Source organism: Paracoccus alkanivorans, assembly GCF_003697785.1.
In the GTDB taxonomy this organism is placed as follows: Bacteria; Pseudomonadota; Alphaproteobacteria; order Rhodobacterales; family Rhodobacteraceae; genus Paracoccus; species Paracoccus alkanivorans.
In genome coordinates this window covers 344,163-361,849 of sequence record NZ_QOKZ01000002.1, presented here as the reverse complement: position 1 = coordinate 361,849, position 17,687 = coordinate 344,163, and the positions used below count along the sequence as shown (strand labels likewise).

General features: G+C 61.8%; 21 protein-coding genes and 1 tRNA gene. 18 read left to right on the top strand and 4 right to left on the bottom strand.

Annotation, left to right across the window (positions count from 1 at the left end; all coding sequences use genetic code 11):
- The first annotated feature begins 98 nt into the window (after nucleotides 1-98).
- From infA to C9E81_RS06390, 13 genes are all read left to right on the top strand, one after another.
- Nucleotides 99-317, top strand: a complete 219-nt coding sequence (infA, locus tag C9E81_RS06450; protein WP_010397442.1) for a translation initiation factor IF-1 — start codon at nucleotides 99-101, stop codon at nucleotides 315-317.
- A gap of 31 nt (nucleotides 318-348) precedes the next feature.
- Nucleotides 349-939 (top strand): Maf family protein, encoded by a 591-nt coding sequence (locus tag C9E81_RS06445; RefSeq protein ID WP_122111481.1) that lies wholly within the window; start codon nucleotides 349-351, stop codon nucleotides 937-939.
- Nucleotides 936-1,982: a ribonuclease E/G gene (locus tag C9E81_RS06440; RefSeq protein WP_122111480.1), complete on the top strand. Its 1,047-nt coding sequence runs from the start codon at nucleotides 936-938 to the stop codon at nucleotides 1,980-1,982. Before C9E81_RS06445 ends, C9E81_RS06440 begins: the two co-directional genes overlap by 4 nt.
- Nucleotides 1,982-2,143, top strand: a complete 162-nt coding sequence (locus tag C9E81_RS06435; protein WP_122111479.1) for a DNA gyrase inhibitor YacG — start codon at nucleotides 1,982-1,984, stop codon at nucleotides 2,141-2,143. The genes C9E81_RS06440 and C9E81_RS06435 overlap by 1 nt, the downstream gene beginning before the upstream one ends.
- Before the next feature lie 83 nt (nucleotides 2,144-2,226).
- A tRNA-Phe gene (locus C9E81_RS06430) sits at nucleotides 2,227-2,302 on the top strand.
- A gap of 142 nt (nucleotides 2,303-2,444) precedes the next feature.
- A complete protein-coding gene (locus C9E81_RS06425) occupies nucleotides 2,445-2,900 on the top strand; it encodes a nucleoside deaminase (RefSeq protein WP_122111478.1) in 456 nt (151 codons plus the stop codon).
- Nucleotides 2,901-2,911: 11 nt separating this feature from the next.
- Nucleotides 2,912-4,189: a cytosine permease gene (gene codB, locus C9E81_RS06420; RefSeq protein ID WP_122111477.1), complete on the top strand. Its 1,278-nt coding sequence runs from the start codon at nucleotides 2,912-2,914 to the stop codon at nucleotides 4,187-4,189.
- Between the two features lie 663 nt (nucleotides 4,190-4,852).
- The gene (locus tag C9E81_RS06415) at nucleotides 4,853-6,019 is read left to right on the top strand and encodes a Hint domain-containing protein (RefSeq protein WP_122111476.1); all 1,167 of its coding nucleotides are present in this window, start codon (nucleotides 4,853-4,855) and stop codon (nucleotides 6,017-6,019) included.
- Nucleotides 6,020-6,624: 605 nt separating this feature from the next.
- Nucleotides 6,625-7,167, top strand: coding sequence for a hypothetical protein (locus tag C9E81_RS06410; RefSeq protein WP_166461832.1), 543 nt, complete (start codon nucleotides 6,625-6,627; stop codon nucleotides 7,165-7,167).
- A gap of 397 nt (nucleotides 7,168-7,564) precedes the next feature.
- The gene (locus tag C9E81_RS06405; RefSeq protein ID WP_122111474.1) at nucleotides 7,565-8,017 is read left to right on the top strand and encodes a YbjN domain-containing protein; all 453 of its coding nucleotides are present in this window, start codon (nucleotides 7,565-7,567) and stop codon (nucleotides 8,015-8,017) included.
- Nucleotides 8,018-8,024: 7 nt separating this feature from the next.
- Complete coding sequence (locus C9E81_RS06400) at nucleotides 8,025-8,480, top strand: RidA family protein (RefSeq protein WP_122111473.1); 456 nt, start codon at nucleotides 8,025-8,027, stop codon at nucleotides 8,478-8,480.
- Complete coding sequence (locus tag C9E81_RS06395) at nucleotides 8,480-9,250, top strand: glycerophosphodiester phosphodiesterase family protein (RefSeq protein WP_122111472.1); 771 nt, start codon at nucleotides 8,480-8,482, stop codon at nucleotides 9,248-9,250. The genes C9E81_RS06400 and C9E81_RS06395 overlap by 1 nt, the downstream gene beginning before the upstream one ends.
- Nucleotides 9,243-9,935, top strand: a complete 693-nt coding sequence (locus C9E81_RS06390) for a fumarylacetoacetate hydrolase family protein (protein WP_122111471.1) — start codon at nucleotides 9,243-9,245, stop codon at nucleotides 9,933-9,935. Before C9E81_RS06395 ends, C9E81_RS06390 begins: the two co-directional genes overlap by 8 nt.
- Nucleotides 9,936-10,130: 195 nt before the next feature.
- On the opposite strand, the gene C9E81_RS06385 is transcribed toward C9E81_RS06390, so the two are convergent.
- Nucleotides 10,131-10,796, bottom strand: a complete 666-nt coding sequence (locus C9E81_RS06385; RefSeq protein WP_122111470.1) for a YiaD family glycine zipper/OmpA-like lipoprotein — start codon at nucleotides 10,794-10,796, stop codon at nucleotides 10,131-10,133.
- Nucleotides 10,797-11,132: 336 nt separating this feature from the next.
- Here C9E81_RS06385 and hisD point away from each other — a divergent pair, with 336 nt between their 5' ends.
- From hisD to C9E81_RS06365, 4 genes are read left to right on the top strand one after another with little or no spacing between them, the layout of a single operon-like run.
- Entirely contained in the window at nucleotides 11,133-12,446 is a 1,314-nt protein-coding gene (gene hisD, locus C9E81_RS06380) for a histidinol dehydrogenase (protein ID WP_122111469.1), read from the top strand.
- Complete coding sequence (locus tag C9E81_RS06375; protein WP_122111468.1) at nucleotides 12,443-12,703, top strand: SemiSWEET family sugar transporter; 261 nt, start codon at nucleotides 12,443-12,445, stop codon at nucleotides 12,701-12,703. Before hisD ends, C9E81_RS06375 begins: the two co-directional genes overlap by 4 nt.
- Nucleotides 12,700-13,179, top strand: coding sequence for a UPF0262 family protein (locus C9E81_RS06370; RefSeq protein ID WP_122111467.1), 480 nt, complete (start codon nucleotides 12,700-12,702; stop codon nucleotides 13,177-13,179). Before C9E81_RS06375 ends, C9E81_RS06370 begins: the two co-directional genes overlap by 4 nt.
- Nucleotides 13,180-13,183: 4 nt before the next feature.
- The gene (locus C9E81_RS06365; RefSeq protein ID WP_122111466.1) at nucleotides 13,184-13,651 is read left to right on the top strand and encodes an arsenate-mycothiol transferase ArsC; all 468 of its coding nucleotides are present in this window, start codon (nucleotides 13,184-13,186) and stop codon (nucleotides 13,649-13,651) included.
- A 48-nt stretch (nucleotides 13,652-13,699) separates the two neighbouring features.
- Here C9E81_RS06365 and C9E81_RS06360 read toward each other — a convergent pair whose 3' ends face one another.
- Complete coding sequence (locus tag C9E81_RS06360) at nucleotides 13,700-13,930, bottom strand: DUF1127 domain-containing protein (RefSeq protein ID WP_243698531.1); 231 nt, start codon at nucleotides 13,928-13,930, stop codon at nucleotides 13,700-13,702.
- Nucleotides 13,931-14,067: 137 nt separating this feature from the next.
- Here C9E81_RS06360 and C9E81_RS06355 point away from each other — a divergent pair, with 137 nt between their 5' ends.
- Nucleotides 14,068-14,940: a LysR family transcriptional regulator gene (locus C9E81_RS06355; protein ID WP_122111465.1), complete on the top strand. Its 873-nt coding sequence runs from the start codon at nucleotides 14,068-14,070 to the stop codon at nucleotides 14,938-14,940.
- 13 nt (nucleotides 14,941-14,953) lie between these two features.
- Here the strand turns inward: C9E81_RS06355 and edd are convergent, their stop codons facing one another.
- A complete protein-coding gene (gene edd / locus C9E81_RS06350) occupies nucleotides 14,954-16,756 on the bottom strand; it encodes a phosphogluconate dehydratase (protein WP_122111464.1) in 1,803 nt (600 codons plus the stop codon).
- 93 nt (nucleotides 16,757-16,849) lie between these two features.
- Nucleotides 16,850-17,662 (bottom strand): nucleoside triphosphate pyrophosphohydrolase, encoded by an 813-nt coding sequence (mazG, locus tag C9E81_RS06345; protein WP_122111463.1) that lies wholly within the window; start codon nucleotides 17,660-17,662, stop codon nucleotides 16,850-16,852.
- Nucleotides 17,663-17,687: the final 25 nt, after the last annotated feature.

Genomic DNA, 17,687 nt, shown 5'->3' with positions numbered 1-17,687 from the left:
ATTGCGCCAAACATGGCGCTTTTCCCTTGAAATTACCCCGCTATGGACGCATCTAACTTTGGCCCCGAATCCTGCGGGGTGATCAATACGGAGTGACCATGGCCAAGGAAGAAATGCTCGAATTCCCCGGCGTCGTGAAGGAACTCCTGCCCAATGCGACGTTCAGGGTCGAGCTTGAAAACGGCCATGAGATCATCGCACATATGGCAGGCAAGATGCGGAAGAACCGCATTCGCGTTCTCGCCGGAGACAAGGTTCAGGTCGAGATGAACACCTATGACCTGACCAAGGGGCGGATCAATTACCGCTTCAAATAAGGCCGGCGCGCATGGCGCCGGTTCATCTGTCATGACCAGCATTGCCCCGCCCCGGCTGATCCTTGGATCGGCCAGTCCCCGGCGGCTGGAACTGCTGGCCCAGATCGGTTTGCGCCCCGATGGGGTGCGGCCTGCTGATATCGACGAGACTCCCGCCCGGAACGAACCTCCCCGTGACTATGTCGCGCGCATGGCACGTCAAAAGGCCGAGGCGCTGCCTCTGGCCGATAAAGAGGCCGTGCTGACCGCCGATACGACCGTGGCCGTCGGGCGGCGTATCCTGGGCAAACCTGCCGACCGGGGCGAGGCGGCGGCCTTCATGCGGCTGATGTCGGGCCGCAGGCATCGTGTGCTGACCGCCGTGGCGCTGCGTCACGCTGGCCGCACCCGGCTGCGCCAGGTCGAGACGCTGGTGCGGATGCGGCCCATCGATCCGGCCGCGCTGGAGCGTTATCTCGATTTCGGTGATTGGCAGGGCAAGGCCGGGGCCTATGCGATCCAGGGCGCCGCCGCCGAGTTCATTCCCTGGATACAGGGCTCGTTTTCCGCCGTCGTCGGCCTGCCGCTATCCGAAACGGCGGCAATGCTTGCCGCCATCGGCATATACGGAGGCGCATCATGAAGGGGCGTCAGGTTGTTCTGGGACGGTTCCGCGGCAACGAGGCCGCCGCACTGATGCAGGACGGACAGTTGATTGACCTGATCCTCGATCCCGGCCCGCTGGCTGCCCTTGCTCCTAGTGCGATTTGCCGGGGGGTGGTCGAACGGCTGATGAAGGGGCAGGGGGGTGTTTTCGTCCGCTTGCCCGGCGGTGAGCGCGGCTATCTTCGTGAGCGTGCGGGCCTGGGTGAAGGGCAGCCGGTCCTGGTCCAGATCAGCGGCGTCGCGGAAGAGAGCAAGGCAATCCCGTTGTCCGGGCGGCTGCTGTTCCGTGGCCGCTACGGGCTGGTCACACCGGCGGCGCCCGGTATCAATGTCTCGCGCCGTATTCGCGACAGCGAGATTCGCGAGGCATTGGTGGGGTTTGCACAGGCGCAACTGGGCGAACGGAGCCATGGCCTGATCCTGCGCAGTGCCTCGGCCCATGCCGGCCGCGACGAGATCGCCGGGGAATTGAAGACGCTGATCGACCTGGCCGACCGGATCACCGCCGAGACCGGGGGCGAACCCGAATTGCTGCTCGATTCGGCGACCCCGTGGGAGCAGGCCTGGACCGAATGGGCCGATCCGGAACCCGATGCGGTCGAGGAGGGTGAAGACAGTTTCGAAGATTGCGGCGTGAATGACGCGATCGATGCGCTGCTGGCGACCGGGATTGCCCTGCCGATGGGGGCCCATGCCGTGATAGAGCCGACCCGCGCGCTGATCGCGGTGGATGTGAATACCGGGCGCGACACCACGCCGGCCGCTTCGCTCAAGGCCAATATCGCCCTGGCGCGCGACCTGCCGCGGCAATTGCGGCTGCGTGGGCTGGGCGGGCAGGTGGTGGTGGATTTCGCACCGGTGCCCAAGCGCGACCGGGTGGTCCTGGATCAGGCGCTGCGCGCGGCCTTCAAGGGTGATGGAACCGAGACGACGCTGATCGGTTGGACCAGGATGGGACTATACGAGATCAGCCGCAAACGCGACCGGGTGCCCCTGGTCCGGCTGGCAGGAGAGGATTGATGGCCTGCCCGATCTGCAACAAGGAAAGCACGGTCAGATACCGCCCGTTCTGTTCGAAACGCTGCGCGGATGTCGATCTGGCGCGCTGGCTGCGCGGCGAATACACCATTCCCGGCCCGCCCTTGGATGATATTCCCTCGGAAGACGAGGAAAAGCACTGAAATTTCTGCAAAGGGGTCTGGACAGTTCCCTTCGTCGCCCGTAAACACCGCTGCACGCCAGCCGTCGGAAGCGACGCGCAAGGGCCCGGATAGCTCAGTTGGTAGAGCAGCGGACTGAAAATCCGCGTGTCGGTGGTTCGAATCCGCCTCCGGGCACCATTTCACCCATCATTGCATCTGACATTGTTGCTTCCGTATACCGAATTTTCGACTCCTGCCCGGTTTCCGGGGCCATGACTGTCTTGCCTTATCCCGCAACTTGGTGATGCTTGAATGACCAATGTGAGAGGGGGAGGGACGAATGACGGAAGAACAGGACCGGCAATTCATGGCGTTGGCTTTGGCCGAGGCCGAACAGGGGATGGCAGATGGCGGGCTGCCTATCGGTGCGGTGCTGGTTCGAAACGGCGAGGTGGTCGCGGCAGGCCACAACCAGCGTGTGCAGCAAGGCGATCCCATCGCGCATGGCGAAATGGACTGCCTGCGCAAGGCGGGGCGGCAGCGCAGTTACCGCGATACCGTGCTTTATACCACGCTCAGCCCCTGCATGATGTGCAGCGGCACGATCCTGCAATTCGGCATCCCACGCGTCGTCATCGGAGAGGCCGAGAATTTCGAAGGCGACATTCCTTTCCTGCGCGAGCGCGGCGTGGAGGTCACGCTGATGGATGACGAGGGTTGCAAAGGGGTGATGCGGCGCTTCCTGGCTCAACCCGGCAACCTGGAGCTGTGGCACGAAGACATAGCTGAAGACTGAGGAGCAGCGGCATGGATCAGGAAAGCCAGGATTACCCGCTGTCCGAGGTGCCGCAAGCGGCGAGAAAGAGCCTTGGTTCGCTCGCGGTCGTGTTGCTGGGCTTCACCTTTTTCACCGCGACCATGTTCGCAGGCGGTCAGATCGGCGTGGCCTTTCCGCTATGGCCGGACCTGGCCGCGATCATCATCACCGGCAATCTGCTTTTGGGCGCCTATGTCGCGGTGCTGGGGATGATCGGTGCGCGCACCGGGCTGAACACCGCATTGCTCAGCCGATTCAGCTTTGGCCGGATCGGGGCAAGGCTGCCCGACCTGGTGCTGGGTTTCACGCAAATCGGCTGGTATGGCTGGGGGACCGCGACCATGGCCGTCGTGCTGTTGCGGCTGATCGGTCTTGATGCCGAGACCCATTCTACCCTTGCATACGCTCTGATGATCGTCTTTGGCTTCGCCTTCTGCTGGACAGCCTATATCGGCTATCGCGGGCTGGAGGTCCTGTCGGTCGTCTCGGTGCCCCTGATGATCCTGCTTTTGGCAGTGTCGCTATGGATCGCGATCGGTGATGGCGGCGAAGGGGCAGGGGGCGCCGGGATCCAGCCCGGTGATGCGCTTGGTATCGGCACCGCGATTACTTTGGTTTTTGGCACCTTCGTGTCGGGGGGCACGCAGGCGACGAACTGGACCCGATTCGCGGCCAGCCCGCGCCATGCGGTCTGGGCGTCACTGGTGGCGTTCTTCATCGGCAACGGGCTGATGATCACCGCCGGGGCAGTCGGAGCTCTGGTCTATCAGCAGCCGGATATCGTCGATGTGCTGGTGATTCAGGGGCTGACGGTGCTGGGAATCCTGATGCTGTTCCTGAACCTGTGGACCACGCAGGACAACACGATCTACAATTTCTCGGCCGTGGGCTGCACGGGTTTTGCGACCGGCAAGCGGCGGCTTGTCACGATCATCGGCGCGGTGATCGGCACTGTCCTGGCGCTTCTGAGGATCGACCTGTATCTGATTCCCTTCCTGCTGCTTCTGGGCACATTCATCCCGCCCATCGGCGGCGTCATCATGGCGGATTACCTGATCAAGCGCCGCGGCTCCTATCCGCCTATCGCCTCTGCCGAACTGCCGGATTTCAACAGGGCGGGTCTGGCAGGCTATGTCGTGGGATGTCTTGCGGCGTATTTCGGTCCGGGCATACCGCCCCTTGTCGGCATTGTCGCGGCTGTCCTTGCCTATGTCATGACCGATCGCCTGCTGTCGCGGCAGGAGAGACCGGCGGCCGGTTCCCGATAGGGATATCCTGTCAGGTCAAGGAACAGGCCCCCGGGTGCTGTTCGGAAGGAAAGGGCAGTCGGTTTCCGCCCCTGATATGCATGCAGGCAGGCCCGGCAGCCGGGCCGGCGGAAACCGCCCATATGGCCGGCAGGCAGTAGATTTCCTGATTTCAAATGCGGTTTTGTCATGCGGGAGACCGGGCTGTGTCGAATGACTGGCGCGGCGGCTGGCACGCATGAAGAACCTGGCCGAATTTCACTGGCAACACATGGAAAATATATCTTGATTGAATAAATTCGACGTAAAGATAGTAACTTCCATTATTACATATTATATTCCAAAAATATAAAGAAATATACGATAGAAAATTGGAATATTGAATACAATTTTTAAAGACTCCTGAACTCTTGCGAACCTTGATGCTGACAGTATCGGTTTGCGGTTATATTGAATTAGGTTGAGCGCTGAGTTGTCTCGATTTCCCTCGGGTTGTATTTTTTTGTTGAAAATGTCGAAATTATATTGTTGCATCGGGGTGCTTCCGGGTTGATCGCAACCATTACCGATTTTCTGTTTACCAAGGCGTTAGCTTGCATAGGTGTGCCAACCTGTGCGCCTGTTTCTGTACGTAGCCTTCTTACCCGGGGCGTACATCGGTGCTAACGACAAGGATGCTATTACATGGCCTATATTTCGCAATTCGACTCGTCGATTTCATTCGACGTGAATACGGGTGTCATCAATACAAACAATCTTTCATTGCTTAATAGCTTCGGGGCCTCCGAGACGGTCTCTGGTTATGATGCGGGAAGCGGTGACAATACGCTGGAAAACGGTGAATCCCTGGGGGTGTCGACCGAGGAAGGATCCTCGCTTACCGGGACGTATCTCGGCGATTTGACACTTTCGACCACGTCACCAAGCATAAATGTTCTTGGGAATGGCCTGAGCGTTCAGCTCAACCCGCTTGTGGGGGAGATGTATCAGGCAGACAGCGGAGAGTTGTATATGATCTCCGACGATCCGATAAATGATGCGCGGATCGGGATTACCGCAACCGTTACGATACTTGGCCAGGACACGACCTTCGAGGGAAGCTTGGCGGATCTGGATGAATGGCTGGCGGGTATACCTCTTGCCGGTCCGATTCTGGATGCTGTCGGCGATACGGGGCAGTGGGTGCTGGATACTGCGCTTACTTCCCTGGCCTATGATCCGAACGGAACGTTGATCGTTTGCTTCGCCCGGGGAACCCTGATCGAAACCGAGCAAGGCATGCGCCCGATCGAGGAGTTGCAGACCGGGGATCGCGTCGTGACGCGTGACAACGGCATCAAGGAAATCCGCTGGATCGGGGCGACCAGGCTTTGCGCGAAAACCCTCGCGGAAAACCCGCGCCTTCGCCCTGTTCGCATCAGGGCGGGTGCGCTTGGCCACAACACGCCTTCCACGGACCTGCTGGTTTCGCCGCAGCATCGCATCATGGTCCGCTCTACCATCGCGCAGCGCATGTTCGGTGCCATGGAGGTGCTGGTGGCCGCCAAGCAGCTTTGCCAGCTGGAGGGGGTCGATATCGCCGAGGAGGTGACCGAAGTCGAATATTATCACTTCCTCTTTGATCAGCATGAAGTGGTGAATTCGAACGGTGCCGCGTCCGAGTCGCTCTTTACGGGGCCTCAGGCGTTGAAATCCGTGGGTGCCGCGGCACGCGAGGAGATCCTGGCGCTGTTTCCGGAACTCAGGGACGCTGACTTTTCCCCGGTTTCGGCTCGCGAACTGGCTTCGGGACGCAAGGCGCGCAAACTGGCCATGCGTCACCTGCAGAACGGCAGACCGCTGGTGATGTAGGACCTGCAGGGGGAGGAAAATGCAAGATAGAGCCCGGCTTTACGTATTCGCGCGAAATCCGGGCTCGGGAATATAGCCGAGGAGGAGATGTGGTCAGGGTGGTGCCACACCCTGACCACGAGCCTTCATTTCGGTGCCATGAAGGATGCAATCGAGCGGGTGTCGTATCCGTATTCGCTTGCAAGGAGGAAGTGTACTCGATCATGACCATGCCAAGCAACAGAGTGTATCCGGCTGCGGCGGCTAATCGCCGGTCGAACCGTGTCGATGCCGGGTTCCGGACGGCTTTTCCACGAAGCAAAAGATGGGGGGATGCGTTGATACGCATAGATAACATGGAAACAACATTCTCTCGAGCGTCACACGCGGACGCCCGTCAGCCATCTATTCCCGCTGCCCACCGCCGTTCATATGCTGAAAGCGATATGAAGTGGGGTATCTGGAATAGCCTTAGAACAAGCAGGTTTTTCCTGCCGATCGGCATGAGTTTCGCGGCATGCGCGATCGGGCTGGCATCCGGATACATGTTATTCTGATCTGTCCTGCCCGGATCGGGCTGGCTGAAACCGGGACTGTCAGGGGGCCGGCTAATGATAACAACATGGTTGAATACCTCGCCCGTAATGGAGAGGCAGCTTTCGGAATCGCTTGGGAATTTTCATGTTTCCGGCAATGTCCTGAAAAGGAGGTTGCGAAAGAATTTTGCGCTCTGTGTTAATTGGGAAATGCCCGCCGCAATTGCCTTCGACAGAATTACCGATTTTCAGCGGCTGGAAGAAAAGCTTCCCCGGTACGGAATGAGTGCAAGGCGTATCGATCCTGCCGAGGAACCGGGGGTTGGTTTGGGCTGGATTATGGATTTTGACCATCGCGAAGGAACGGAACCGGTCAGATTGGTGGTCAATCAGTTCGACAGGCCGGGTAGAATATCGATTTCGGGCCTGTCCAGGACGCTGGAGATCTTGATAGAGGTGACGATCATTGCCTTGAACGGATCGCAATCGCGCGCCATTATCGATTTTTCAATTCGTCCGCGTGATCTGCGCGCGAACCTGATGCTGAGGTTGCCGAAACGGTGGGGCGGAAATGCTATTCCCGATCTTAATACGACGACAATGCGATTCATAAATGACCTGGTGAATGGCTGAAGCGTTTTCGGGAAACCTGTATTCCGCTCGCCCGTTCGGTTCGGGGTCTGCCTGGCATCGGTCGTGATCGCACGCATTGATTGCCGACAGCCGTTTGCATACGGCACCTTGCCGTATGGCTGTTTGTCTGGCGGATCATGACCATATTCAAAATCGGCCCAGATGTAGCCGCCGGGCCGCTACGCTTGGAGTCGAGGGGGCAAGGTGATAGGGCGCGCCCGCACCAATGACTGCGTAACTCAATACATGTCTGCAATTGCAAGATTTCAACGTTTCCTGGGCGGGGCGGTTCCCGGCCCGGCAAATTTTTTCGCGATTGTTCCCGCTCCGCACTGCGCGGTTCACATTCGCTCTTCATCCGCTCTAGTCTGCGTGCGAATCCTGTCCGGGGAGAATCATGCGACGATTGACCGCCAGCCTGTGCCTTGCCCTGTTGCCGATCACTGCTTCGGCACAGGTTCTTGGTGATCCCGATGTGATCGAGATCCTGCTGAAGGATGCCGGGATGCCGGTTGTTCGCGAGACCGATTCATTCGGCGATCCGCTGATCCGCAGCGCCACGGATGACATCCGGTTCAGCATTTCCTTCTATGACTGCGACGACGGTCCCTGTGACTCGCTGCTGTTCTATGCGGGGTTCGACAGTCCAAGGCCCCGCAATCTGACGCTGGTCAATGACTGGAATCGCGATTACCGTTTCGCCAAGGCATATCTGGACACCGAGGGCGACCCGGTGATCGAGATGGATGTCAGCCTCGACGCGGACGGGATCGGACGGCGCAATTTCAACTCCATTCTGGACAGCTGGAAAAGCCTGTTGTCCGGTTTTCGTGATCACATCAACTGGTGAGGAAACCATGAGCTTCGAGAAAACCCTGACTGACAAGGGCATCAGCCTGCCGGATGCTCCGGCCCCTGCGGCAAACTATGTTCCGTTCGTTCGTTCGGGCAATCTGATCTTTGTCTCGGGCCAGATCAGTGCCGATGAAAACGGCCTGATCAAGGGCAAGCTGGGCGAGACCATGGAAGTCGAGGCGGGAGCAGCCGCCGCACGGCGCTGCGGTCTTGCGCTGATCGCGCAATTGCGGGCGGCGACCGGATCGCTCGACAAGGTCAGGCGGGTGGTCAAGCTGACCGGTTTCGTGAATTCCACACCGGATTTCACCGACCAGCCCAAGGTGATCAATGGCTGCTCGGACCTGATGGTTGAAATCTTCGGCGATGCCGGACGGCATGCGCGCGCGGCGGTCTCGGCCCCCGCGCTGCCCCTCGGCGTCGCGGTCGAGATCGAAGCGGTCTTCGAGGTGGAATGATGCGCGAACTGCCCTCTGGCTTCAGGCATATTCCCATATCCCATCGCGGGCTGCATGGGCCGGGCGTGCCGGAAAACTCCCTTGCGGCTGCCGGGGCTGCCATCGCGGCCGGTTACGGGATCGAACTGGACATCCAGCCCTCTGCCGACGGCGTCCCGATGGTATTTCACGATGACGATCTTGAAAGGATGACCGGCGAGAAGGGGGCCATAACTGTCCATACCGCCGCGATATTGACCGGGAAACGCCTGCTGGGCAGCGATGAGCCGATCCCGACCCTGGCGCAGATGCTGGAACTGGTGGCTGGCCGGGTGCCGCTTCTGATCGAAATCAAGGATCAGGACGGCCGGTTGGGCGCGCAGATCGGCGAGTTGCACCTGCGTGTTGCCGAAGCGCTTGAAGGATATGACGGGCCGGTTGCAGTCATGTCCTTCAATCCGCATATCGTGAAGGCGTTTCACGATGTCCGGCCCGATATCCCGGTCGGCATCACCAGCTGCGGTTTTCCTGCCGGGGACTGGCCGATGCTGAACGAGGAACTCCGCAGCCACCTGGCCGCGATTACCGATTTTGACCGCGCCGGGGCCTGCTTCATCTCGCATGACAAGGGCGATCTGGACAATCTCCGTGTCGATGCGCTCAAGGCGCAAGGGGTGCCCATCCTGAGCTGGACCATCCGTTCCGCGGCGGAGGAGGAGATGGCCCGCAGTATCGCCGACAATATCACTTTCGAGGATTACCATCCGCCTGTCGGGAGAGAAGATGACTGATTACGTCCTGGCCGCGCCGCAACCGGCCTCCGTGCCCGTCGCGGGCAGCGATACGCGTTTCCCGGTCCGGCGCATCTATTGCGTCGGGCGCAACTATGCCGAACATGCCCGCGAAATGGGGCACGATCCCGACCGCGAGCCGCCTTTCTTCTTTTCCAAGCCCGCCGATGCCCTGCTGACCGATGGCGGCGATCTGCCCTATCCGCCGCAGACTGCCGACCTGCATTTCGAGGCCGAACTGGTGGTCGCCTTGGGCAGGGCCGGGCGCGATATTCCTGCCGCGGAGGCGCAGGGATATGTATGGGGCTATGCGGCCGGATGCGATTTCACCCGCCGTGATCTGCAGGCCCAGGCCAAGAAACAGGGCCGGCCCTGGGACATGGCCAAGGGGTTCGATCTGTCGGCGGCTTGCGGAACCCTGCATCCGCTGGACGAGACCGGCATGCTGGAACACGGGGCAATCACTCTGGAACTGGATGGCGAGACGCGCCAGAAAGGCGATCTCGCCGACATGATCTGGTCGGTGCCCGAGATCATCGCGCATCTGTCGCGCTTCGTGGCGCTGGCGCCGGGGGATCTGATCTATACCGGGACTCCGGCAGGGGTCGGTGCGGTTAAGGCCGGTCAGATCGTGACGGTCGGGATCGAGGGGCTGGAGCCGCTGGTGACGCGCGTCGTGATCTGAAGGCCGGTATCCGAGGGGCAGGGGGCGCTGCCCCATCCGGCCTATCCGGGCCGGATTCCCCCGAGGTATTTGGGCAAAGAAGAAGCAGCGTCCGGTTCGGGCAGCGCCAGTGATCGTCCGGATGTCCGGAGCCGGGGCGCGGGCATGGAAAAGGGGCCGAACTGATCCGGCCCCTCGGTATGATTTCGGGCAGGTTTACTGCGTCGGGCGGATGATGATCTCGACCCGGCGGTTCTGGGCCCGGCCTTCGACCGTGCCGTTCGAGGCGACGGGCTGCGATTCGCCACGGCCCACGGCGACGATGCGGCCCGAAGAGACACCGCCCGCCGTCAGGATGCCCGCGACCGATTGCGCCCGGCGCTGCGACAGGTCCTGGTTGTAGGCGGCGCTGCCGGTATTGTCGGTATGACCGATTACCTCGACGCGGCTGTTCGGATACTGGTTCAGGTTGCGCGCGACGGCGTAGAGATCGCTTTGTGCCGGACCCGACACGGCTGCCGAATCGGTGGCGAAAAGAATGCCTTCGGGCAGGATCACCTGCAGGTAGGAGCCGTGATTGACGATCTGCACATTGGGATTGGTGATCGCCTGGTCCAGCGCCGCCGCCTGACGGTCGAGGATATTGCCCGCGATCGCGCCGGCGGCTGCACCGAGGATCGCGCCCTTGGCGGCATCGCGGCCCTGGTTGTTCGTGTCGTCGTCGCGGGTCGCCCCCAGCACCGCGCCGATTGCGGCCCCGGCCAGCGCACCCTGTTGCGTGCGGTTCATGCCGGTGCCGGTGCCGGTTCCGGCGGGGTCGGTGCAGGCGCCCAGGGCGATCAGGCCCGAAGCGGCGAGAATAGTTGTCATGCGGAGGTTCATCTGTCTCCCTTTCCTGTCTTGTTCGCGGCAGACGCTGTACCGCGCATATGCTTGATGGACCCGTTCCCGAGCTACCATGATAACGCGCCACAGGCTGGCGTAGTTCCGCGCGAAAGAAAAGGGGGTATCCTCCGGGAAAGTCCGGACAATGCGTCACATTCCGGCAATAAGGCCGTGATCCGTCCGGATGCTCCGCCTCGTTGCCGGCGGGCGGGATATCCGCTGTGGAACCGGGGGTTCCGGCACCTTTCGGACGCGGCCCGGTCTGTCGCGGTTCCGTCCCGCTTGAGGCCGCGAGTGCAAGCCGCTAACAAGGCGCAATTGCAGGGGAATGCCATGCCGGTCACGCTGAACACATCCGATGCCGATTTCGAGACCCGATTTGCCGCGATGCTTTCGGCCAAGCGCGAGGATTCCGCCGATGTGAACGATATCGTGTCCGGGATCATAGCCGATCTGCGCGCGCGTGGCGATGCGGTGCTGTGCGAGTTGACGGCGAAATTCGACCGTCTTGACCTGACGCCGGACCGGCTGCGTTTCACTCCGCAAGAGATCGCCGCGGAAGTGGCCAGGGTTTCGGCAGACGACCGCGCCGCGCTGAGCCTCGCTGCCGAACGTATCCGCGCCTATCACGCGAGGCAGATGCCCGAGGATGCCAGTTGGACCGATCCCGAAGGCGCGACCCTCGGATGGCGGTGGACGCCGGTATCGGCTGCGGGGCTTTACGTGCCGGGGGGGCAGGCGGCCTATCCGTCTTCGGTGCTGATGAACGCGATCCCGGCACGGGTGGCCGGGGTCGGGCGGCTGGTGGTCTGCGTACCGACGCCGGGCGGCGTGATCAATCCGCTGGTCCTGCTGGCGGCGCAGCTTTCGGGAGTGGACGAGATCTATCGCGTCGGCGGTGCGCAGGCCATTGCAGCTATGGCCTACGGGACCGAAACGATCGCTCCGGTCGACAAGATCACCGGGCCGGGCAATGCCTTTGTCGCGGCGGCCAAGCGGCAGGTTTTCGGGCGGGTTGGCATCGACATGATCGCCGGACCCTCCGAAGTGCTGATCATCGCCGAGGGAGAGCAAAATCCCGACTGGCTGGCGCTGGACCTGCTGGCCCAGGCCGAGCATGACGCCGATGCGCAGTCGATCCTGATCACCACCGATCCGGCTCTTGGCCATGCTGTCGCCGGGGCCGTGGACAGGATCCTGCCGACGCTTCCGCGCGCCGCGATCGCCGGAGCGAGCTGGCGCGACTACGGCACCATCATCATCGCCCGCGACCTCGATGAGGCTGCCGCCCTGTCCGACCGCGTCGCGCCCGAGCATCTGGAGCTTTGTGTGGACGATCCCGAGGCGCTGGCCACAAGATGCCGCCATGCCGGGGCGATCTTTCTTGGTGCCCATACGCCCGAAGCCGTGGGCGATTATGTCAGCGGTCCGAACCACGTGCTGCCGACGGCGCGCTCGGCCCGGTTCTCCTCGGGCCTGTCGGTGATGGATTTCCTCAAGCGCACGACGCTGGCGCGGCTGACGCCCGGTGCCCTGGCCGCGATCGGCCCCGCCGCGATGCGGCTGGCCGCCTCCGAAGGGCTGCAGGCGCATGGCGCCTCGGTCGAGGCGCGCCTGAAGGCGCTGAACGAAAGGACGGCGGAATGATCGCCCCATCTGTCATTGGATTTCTGGCCGCCATTCTCGGCACGATCTGCTGGGTTCCACAGGTGGTCAAGACATTGCGCAGCCGCGAGGTAAAGGATTTGTCCCTTGGCACCAATGTATTGGTACTTGCCACTGTGGCTCTCTGGCTGATCTATGGCTTGCTCCTTGGTGACTGGCCGCTGATCTTGGCAAACGTGTTTTCGGTGACTTGCGTGGGAACGATTGTTGCAGCCAAGCTGATATGGGGGCGCGAATGAGCCGGATCACCCGTATCGAGATCGACGATTCCGCGATCCCCCCCGCCACGCCCGAAATGGAGCAGGAGCGGCGTGTCGCCATTTTCGACCTGATCGAGGACAACAGCTTTGCCATCCCCGGACGCGACGGGCAGCCCGTTCCCGAGGGCCCTTTCGTGCTGAAGCTGGATATCCGCGAAGGGCGCCTGGTGTTCGACGTCACCACCGAAACGGCAGAGAAGGTCGCCGAGTTTCACCTGTCGCTTGGACCGTTTCGGCAGGTGGTGAAGGATTACTTCCAGATTTGCCAAAGCTATTTCGACGCGGTGAAGCGTCTGCCCCCCGCCCAGATCGAGGCCATCGACATGGCAAGACGCGGTATCCACAACGAAGGCGCCCGGACATTGCAGGAGCGGCTGGAGAGCAAGGCAGAGCTGGATATCGATACCGCAAGACGCCTTTTCACCCTGATTTGCGCGCTGATTCCACAGGGTTGAAACCATGGAGCAGAACAAGATTCCCGCTTCGGTTCTGTTCTGCTGCGACCATAACGCCGTCCGCTCGCCCATGGCGGAAGGGATGATGAAGAAGTTCTACGGCCATCTCGCCTATGTGCAATCGGCCGGAGTCAGGAACGATCTGGAGATCGATGGTTTCGCCATCGCTGTCTGCGACGAGATCGGAGTCGAATTGTCGAACCATCGCAGCCGCAGTTTCGAAGAGATGCAGGACTGGGGGGACGATCTTGGAGGTTTCGACCTGATCGTGGCGCTTTCGCCGGCAAGCCAGCGGCTGGCGCTGGAAATGACCCGGGTCTTCCATCTGGACGTCGAATACTGGCCGATCATGGATCCGACCGGGTTGGGCGAGAGCCGCGAGGCCAAGCTGGCTGTATATCGCCAGACCCGGGATCAAATCAGGACGAGAATGCTGGATCGCTTCGGCCCCGCACTGGACGATCCCGATTGAAATACCGTTGACCCGCATGACGCGCGAATGGCGCATCATGCGGGGCTTTCAGCGATGACGCCAATGCGGCGGAACATCCCAGATCTTGCGGGCCAGTTCGGCCTCGACGTCATCGCGGGTAAGACCGATATCGTGCAGCTGTTCGTCAGAGAGCCTTGACAGGTCGATGCGGGTCTTGCGGACGTCGAACATGGTCAGGATACGTTCGATCCAACCGGGGCGCGGGATGATGCCTTGCCCGGTCACGACGCGCAGCATTGCGGCGGATTTCTGTGCCATTCTTCACCTCCGGTGATCAATATCATCAATTTTGATGATTGGATTAGCGGATATCATCCGATGCCTTGATATTTAGGCGTTCAAGATGTATTAGTAAAACGAATGATTTTGATGCCAAGTATCAGGAGGATTGAGGAATGCGAAATCTCGATGTCGCAACGCTACGGTCATTGCTGGCGGTGGCTGAATATGGTGCCGTGACCCGCGCGGCAGAGGCGCTGAACATGACGCAAAGCGCCATCTCGATGCAGATGAAACGGCTGGAGGAGGTATTCGGCAGGCCGGTGCTGGTGAAGCAGGGGCGGGGCGTGGTTCTGTCGGATTTCGGCTTTGAGCTGCTGACCGAGGCGCGCAAGATGCTGGCGCATAACGACGCGATCATCGCCCGTTTCATGGGGGAACGGCCAGAGGGCCGGCTGCGTGTCGGTCTGACCTGCGACTGGATGATCGACAAGGTCGCGCAGGCGACCCGTGCTTTCCGGCAGGATCATCCGCGGATCGAACTGGTCATCAATACCGCGCGCAGCCGGGATTTGCGGCGCCAGTTGAAACAGGGCGAGCACGACTTGATCCTGACCACCGAGTTCGAGGCCCCTTTGGGAGCGATTCATCTGGGCAAGGCCGATCTGGCATGGGCCGGGGCGGTCGGCGGAAAGGTGTGGATGCAGCGCCCCTTTCCCTTCGCGAATTCGCCGGATTGCACCTACACACCGGTAGGAATGGCGGCCCTGGATCGCGCCGGAATCGAATGGCGGCAGATGATCGGCGAGGGAGGCAAGGATACCTGGCGTGTTCTGGCCAGCGCGGATCTGGGCGTCACGATCATACCCGCCGACAGGCCGGAAGCGGGGCTGGAAATCATCGAGCATAACGGCGCCCTGCCGCCGCTGCCGCAGACTTGGTTAAATGTCCATGTGAATGACGGCCCCGGGCAGCACATGGCCTCGGACTTCATCTGCTACCTGCGCAGTGCCGTATGCGAGGTCGCAACCGAGGCGGAGGCCGCCTGAACCGGCAGAGCCTTCAGACCACCACGCCCGCGCCTTCGGTCGCGGGGCCGGCGACGGCGCGAAAGGCGGCAAACATCTCGCGCCCCATGCCCTCGCTGCTGGGGGCCGGGTCGAAGGCGACGGGCCTGCGGTCCTCGAAATCCTCTGCAAGGCAGTCGATCGTGCCCATGGTCGCATCCATGCGGATCAGGTCGCCATCCCGCACCCGCGCCAGCGGCCCACCGACCGAGGCCTCGGGCGAGATATGGATCGCCGCAGGCACCTTGCCCGAAGCCCCCGACATCCGCCCATCGGTCACCAGCGCGACCCGGAACCCGCGATCCTGAAGCACCGCAAGCGTCGGGGTCAGCGAATGCAGCTCGGGCATGCCATTCGCGCGCGGTCCCTGGAAGCGCACGACAACGATGGTGTCCTCGGTGAACTCGCCGGCCTTGAAGGCGGCCTTCACCTGTTCCTGGTCGCTGAAGACGCGGGCCTTGGCCTCGATTACGTGACGCTCCTCGGCCACCGCGCTGACCTTGATGACGCCCCGGCCCAGATTGCCCTCTAGCTGCTTGAGTCCGCCAGTCGCGGCGAAGGGGTCATGGGCCGGGCGCAGGATCTTGTCGTTCAATGATTCCTTCGCTCCGGCCTCCCACCGGACACGGGTGCCGTCCAGCTTGGGCTCGGCCGTATAGCCGTCCAGCCCGGTGCCGTTGATCGTCTTGACATCCGGATGCAGCAATCCCGCATCCAGCAACTGCCCGATCATGTAGCCGATCCCGCCCGCCGCGTGGAAATGGTTCACATCGGCCAGACCGTTGGGATAGACCCGCGCCATCAGCGGCACGGCCTCGGAAATATCGTGGAAATCCTCGATATCCAGCAGCACGCCCGCCGCCCGGGCCATCGCAGGCAAATGCATGACGAGATTGGTGGAGCCCCCGGTCGCCATCAGCCCGACCATGCCATTGACAAAGGCACGTTCGTCCAGCACCTCGCCCGCAGGCAGGTAATCATTGCCCAAGCGGGTGATCGTCGCCGCGCGTTCGACGCCGGCCACGGTCAAGGCGTCGCGCAGCGGTGTATTCGGATTTACGAAGCTCGATCCCGGCAGGTGCAGGCCCATGAATTCCATCAGCATCTGGTTGCTGTTGGCGGTGCCATAGAAGGTGCAGGTGCCGGGGCTGTGGTAAGAGGCCATCTCGGCCGCCATCAGCGCGTCGCGCCCGACCTCTCCGGTTGCGAATTTCTGCCGGATCCTGGATTTCTCGTCATTCGGCAGGCCCGAGGGCATTGGCCCGGCAGGCAGGAATACCGCCGGGATATGACCGAATGTGGCCGCGCCGATGACCAGCCCCGGCACGATCTTGTCGCAGACGCCCAGGTAAAGCGCCGCATCGAAACAGTCATGCGACAATGCCACCCCGGCCGCGAGCGCGATCACGTCGCGCGAGAACAGCGACAGTTCCATCCCGGCGCGGCCCTGCGTGACGCCGTCGCACATGGCGGGCACGCCGCCCGCGACCTGCACGGTTGCGCCCGCCGCATGGCCCGCACGGCGGATGAGATCGGGATAACGCTCATAGGGCTGATGCGCCGAGAGCATGTCATTATAGGCGGTGACGATGCCGATATTCGGCTTGCGCGTCGTCGCCATATCCTCCTTGTCATCCATCGCGGCATAGGCATGGGCCTGGTTGCCGCAGGAAAGATGCGCGCGGCGGGGGCCATCCTCCGCCGCCTTCGCGATTTTCTTCAGATAGTGGCTGCGGCTGTCTTGCGAGCGTTCGCGGATCCGGTCGGTGACGCGGTCGATGGTGGCGTGAAGGGTCATCTTGCGGCCTCCTCTGGCTTTGGGATGACTATATTCTGTTAGCGATAACAAAGCAAGCGTTGCAAGGCAACTCGCAAGAGTCTCGGCAAGTCGTTACCGGCTGGCCTTCTCCATCACCTTCGCCTGATCCCAGAGCCGGTCCATCTCGGCCAGGTCGCTGTCCTCGGGGCGGCGGTCATCCGCTGCCAGCGCCGCCTCGATGGCCTGGAAGCGGCGGGTGAACTTGGTATTCGCCCGGCGCAGGGCCTGTTCCGGATCGATCTTCAGATGGCGGGCGAGATTGGCCATCACGAAGATCAGGTCGCCGAACTCTTCCTCCAGCGCGTCCGGTCCCAGCTTGTCGCGGGCCTCGACCAGTTCGGCGGTTTCCTCGGCGATCTTGTCCAGAACCTGTTCCGCGCCCGGCCAGTCGAAACCCACCCGAGCGGCGCGGTTCTGCAGCTTGATCGCCCGGGTCAGGGCGGGCAGACCCAGAGCCACCCCGTCCAGCGTGCCGCGCTCGGCCTTGCCGGCGCGCTCAGTGGCCTTGATCGCCTCCCAGTCCTTGACCTGCTGCTCGGCTGACTTGTCTCGGTTCTCATCGCCAAAGACATGCGGATGGCGGAAGATCAGCTTGTCTGATATCGCCGCCGCGCAATCGGCGAAATCGAACATCCCCTTCTCGCGCGCCATCTGCGCATGGAACACCACCTGCAACAGCAGATCGCCCAGTTCCCCGGGCAATTCGTCCCAAGCCGCGCGGTCGATGGCGTCGGCGACCTCATGCGCCTCCTCGATCGTATAGGGCGCGATCGAGGCGAAATCCTGCTCGATATCCCAGGGGCAGCCGGTCTCCGGATCCCGCAGCTTTGCCATGATATCGATCAGGCGGGCGATCTCGGTTCCCGCATCCTTGCTGTCAGCCATTGCAATTCACCCCGTCCTCGGCTCC

What these genes read in the sequence shown, in the direction of transcription:
- infA (WP_010397442.1), top strand. Translation starts at nt 99, where the DNA reads ATGGCCAAGGAAGAAATGCTCGAATTCCCCGGCGTCGTGAAGGAACTC.
- C9E81_RS06445 (WP_122111481.1), top strand. Translation starts at nt 349, where the DNA reads ATGACCAGCATTGCCCCGCCCCGGCTGATCCTTGGATCGGCCAGTCCC.
- C9E81_RS06440 (WP_122111480.1), top strand. Translation starts at nt 936, where the DNA reads ATGAAGGGGCGTCAGGTTGTTCTGGGACGGTTCCGCGGCAACGAGGCC.
- C9E81_RS06435 (WP_122111479.1), top strand. Translation starts at nt 1,982, where the DNA reads ATGGCCTGCCCGATCTGCAACAAGGAAAGCACGGTCAGATACCGCCCG.
- C9E81_RS06425 (WP_122111478.1), top strand. Translation starts at nt 2,445, where the DNA reads ATGACGGAAGAACAGGACCGGCAATTCATGGCGTTGGCTTTGGCCGAG.
- codB (WP_122111477.1), top strand. Translation starts at nt 2,912, where the DNA reads ATGGATCAGGAAAGCCAGGATTACCCGCTGTCCGAGGTGCCGCAAGCG.
- C9E81_RS06415 (WP_122111476.1), top strand. Translation starts at nt 4,853, where the DNA reads ATGGCCTATATTTCGCAATTCGACTCGTCGATTTCATTCGACGTGAAT.
- C9E81_RS06405 (WP_122111474.1), top strand. Translation starts at nt 7,565, where the DNA reads ATGCGACGATTGACCGCCAGCCTGTGCCTTGCCCTGTTGCCGATCACT.
- C9E81_RS06400 (WP_122111473.1), top strand. Translation starts at nt 8,025, where the DNA reads ATGAGCTTCGAGAAAACCCTGACTGACAAGGGCATCAGCCTGCCGGAT.
- C9E81_RS06395 (WP_122111472.1), top strand. Translation starts at nt 8,480, where the DNA reads ATGCGCGAACTGCCCTCTGGCTTCAGGCATATTCCCATATCCCATCGC.
- C9E81_RS06390 (WP_122111471.1), top strand. Translation starts at nt 9,243, where the DNA reads ATGACTGATTACGTCCTGGCCGCGCCGCAACCGGCCTCCGTGCCCGTC.
- C9E81_RS06385 (WP_122111470.1), bottom strand. Translation starts at nt 10,796, where the DNA reads ATGAACCTCCGCATGACAACTATTCTCGCCGCTTCGGGCCTGATCGCC.
- hisD (WP_122111469.1), top strand. Translation starts at nt 11,133, where the DNA reads ATGCCGGTCACGCTGAACACATCCGATGCCGATTTCGAGACCCGATTT.
- C9E81_RS06375 (WP_122111468.1), top strand. Translation starts at nt 12,443, where the DNA reads ATGATCGCCCCATCTGTCATTGGATTTCTGGCCGCCATTCTCGGCACG.
- C9E81_RS06370 (WP_122111467.1), top strand. Translation starts at nt 12,700, where the DNA reads ATGAGCCGGATCACCCGTATCGAGATCGACGATTCCGCGATCCCCCCC.
- C9E81_RS06365 (WP_122111466.1), top strand. Translation starts at nt 13,184, where the DNA reads ATGGAGCAGAACAAGATTCCCGCTTCGGTTCTGTTCTGCTGCGACCAT.
- C9E81_RS06360 (WP_243698531.1), bottom strand. Translation starts at nt 13,930, where the DNA reads ATGGCACAGAAATCCGCCGCAATGCTGCGCGTCGTGACCGGGCAAGGC.
- C9E81_RS06355 (WP_122111465.1), top strand. Translation starts at nt 14,068, where the DNA reads ATGCGAAATCTCGATGTCGCAACGCTACGGTCATTGCTGGCGGTGGCT.
- edd (WP_122111464.1), bottom strand. Translation starts at nt 16,756, where the DNA reads ATGACCCTTCACGCCACCATCGACCGCGTCACCGACCGGATCCGCGAA.
- mazG (WP_122111463.1), bottom strand. Translation starts at nt 17,662, where the DNA reads ATGGCTGACAGCAAGGATGCGGGAACCGAGATCGCCCGCCTGATCGAT.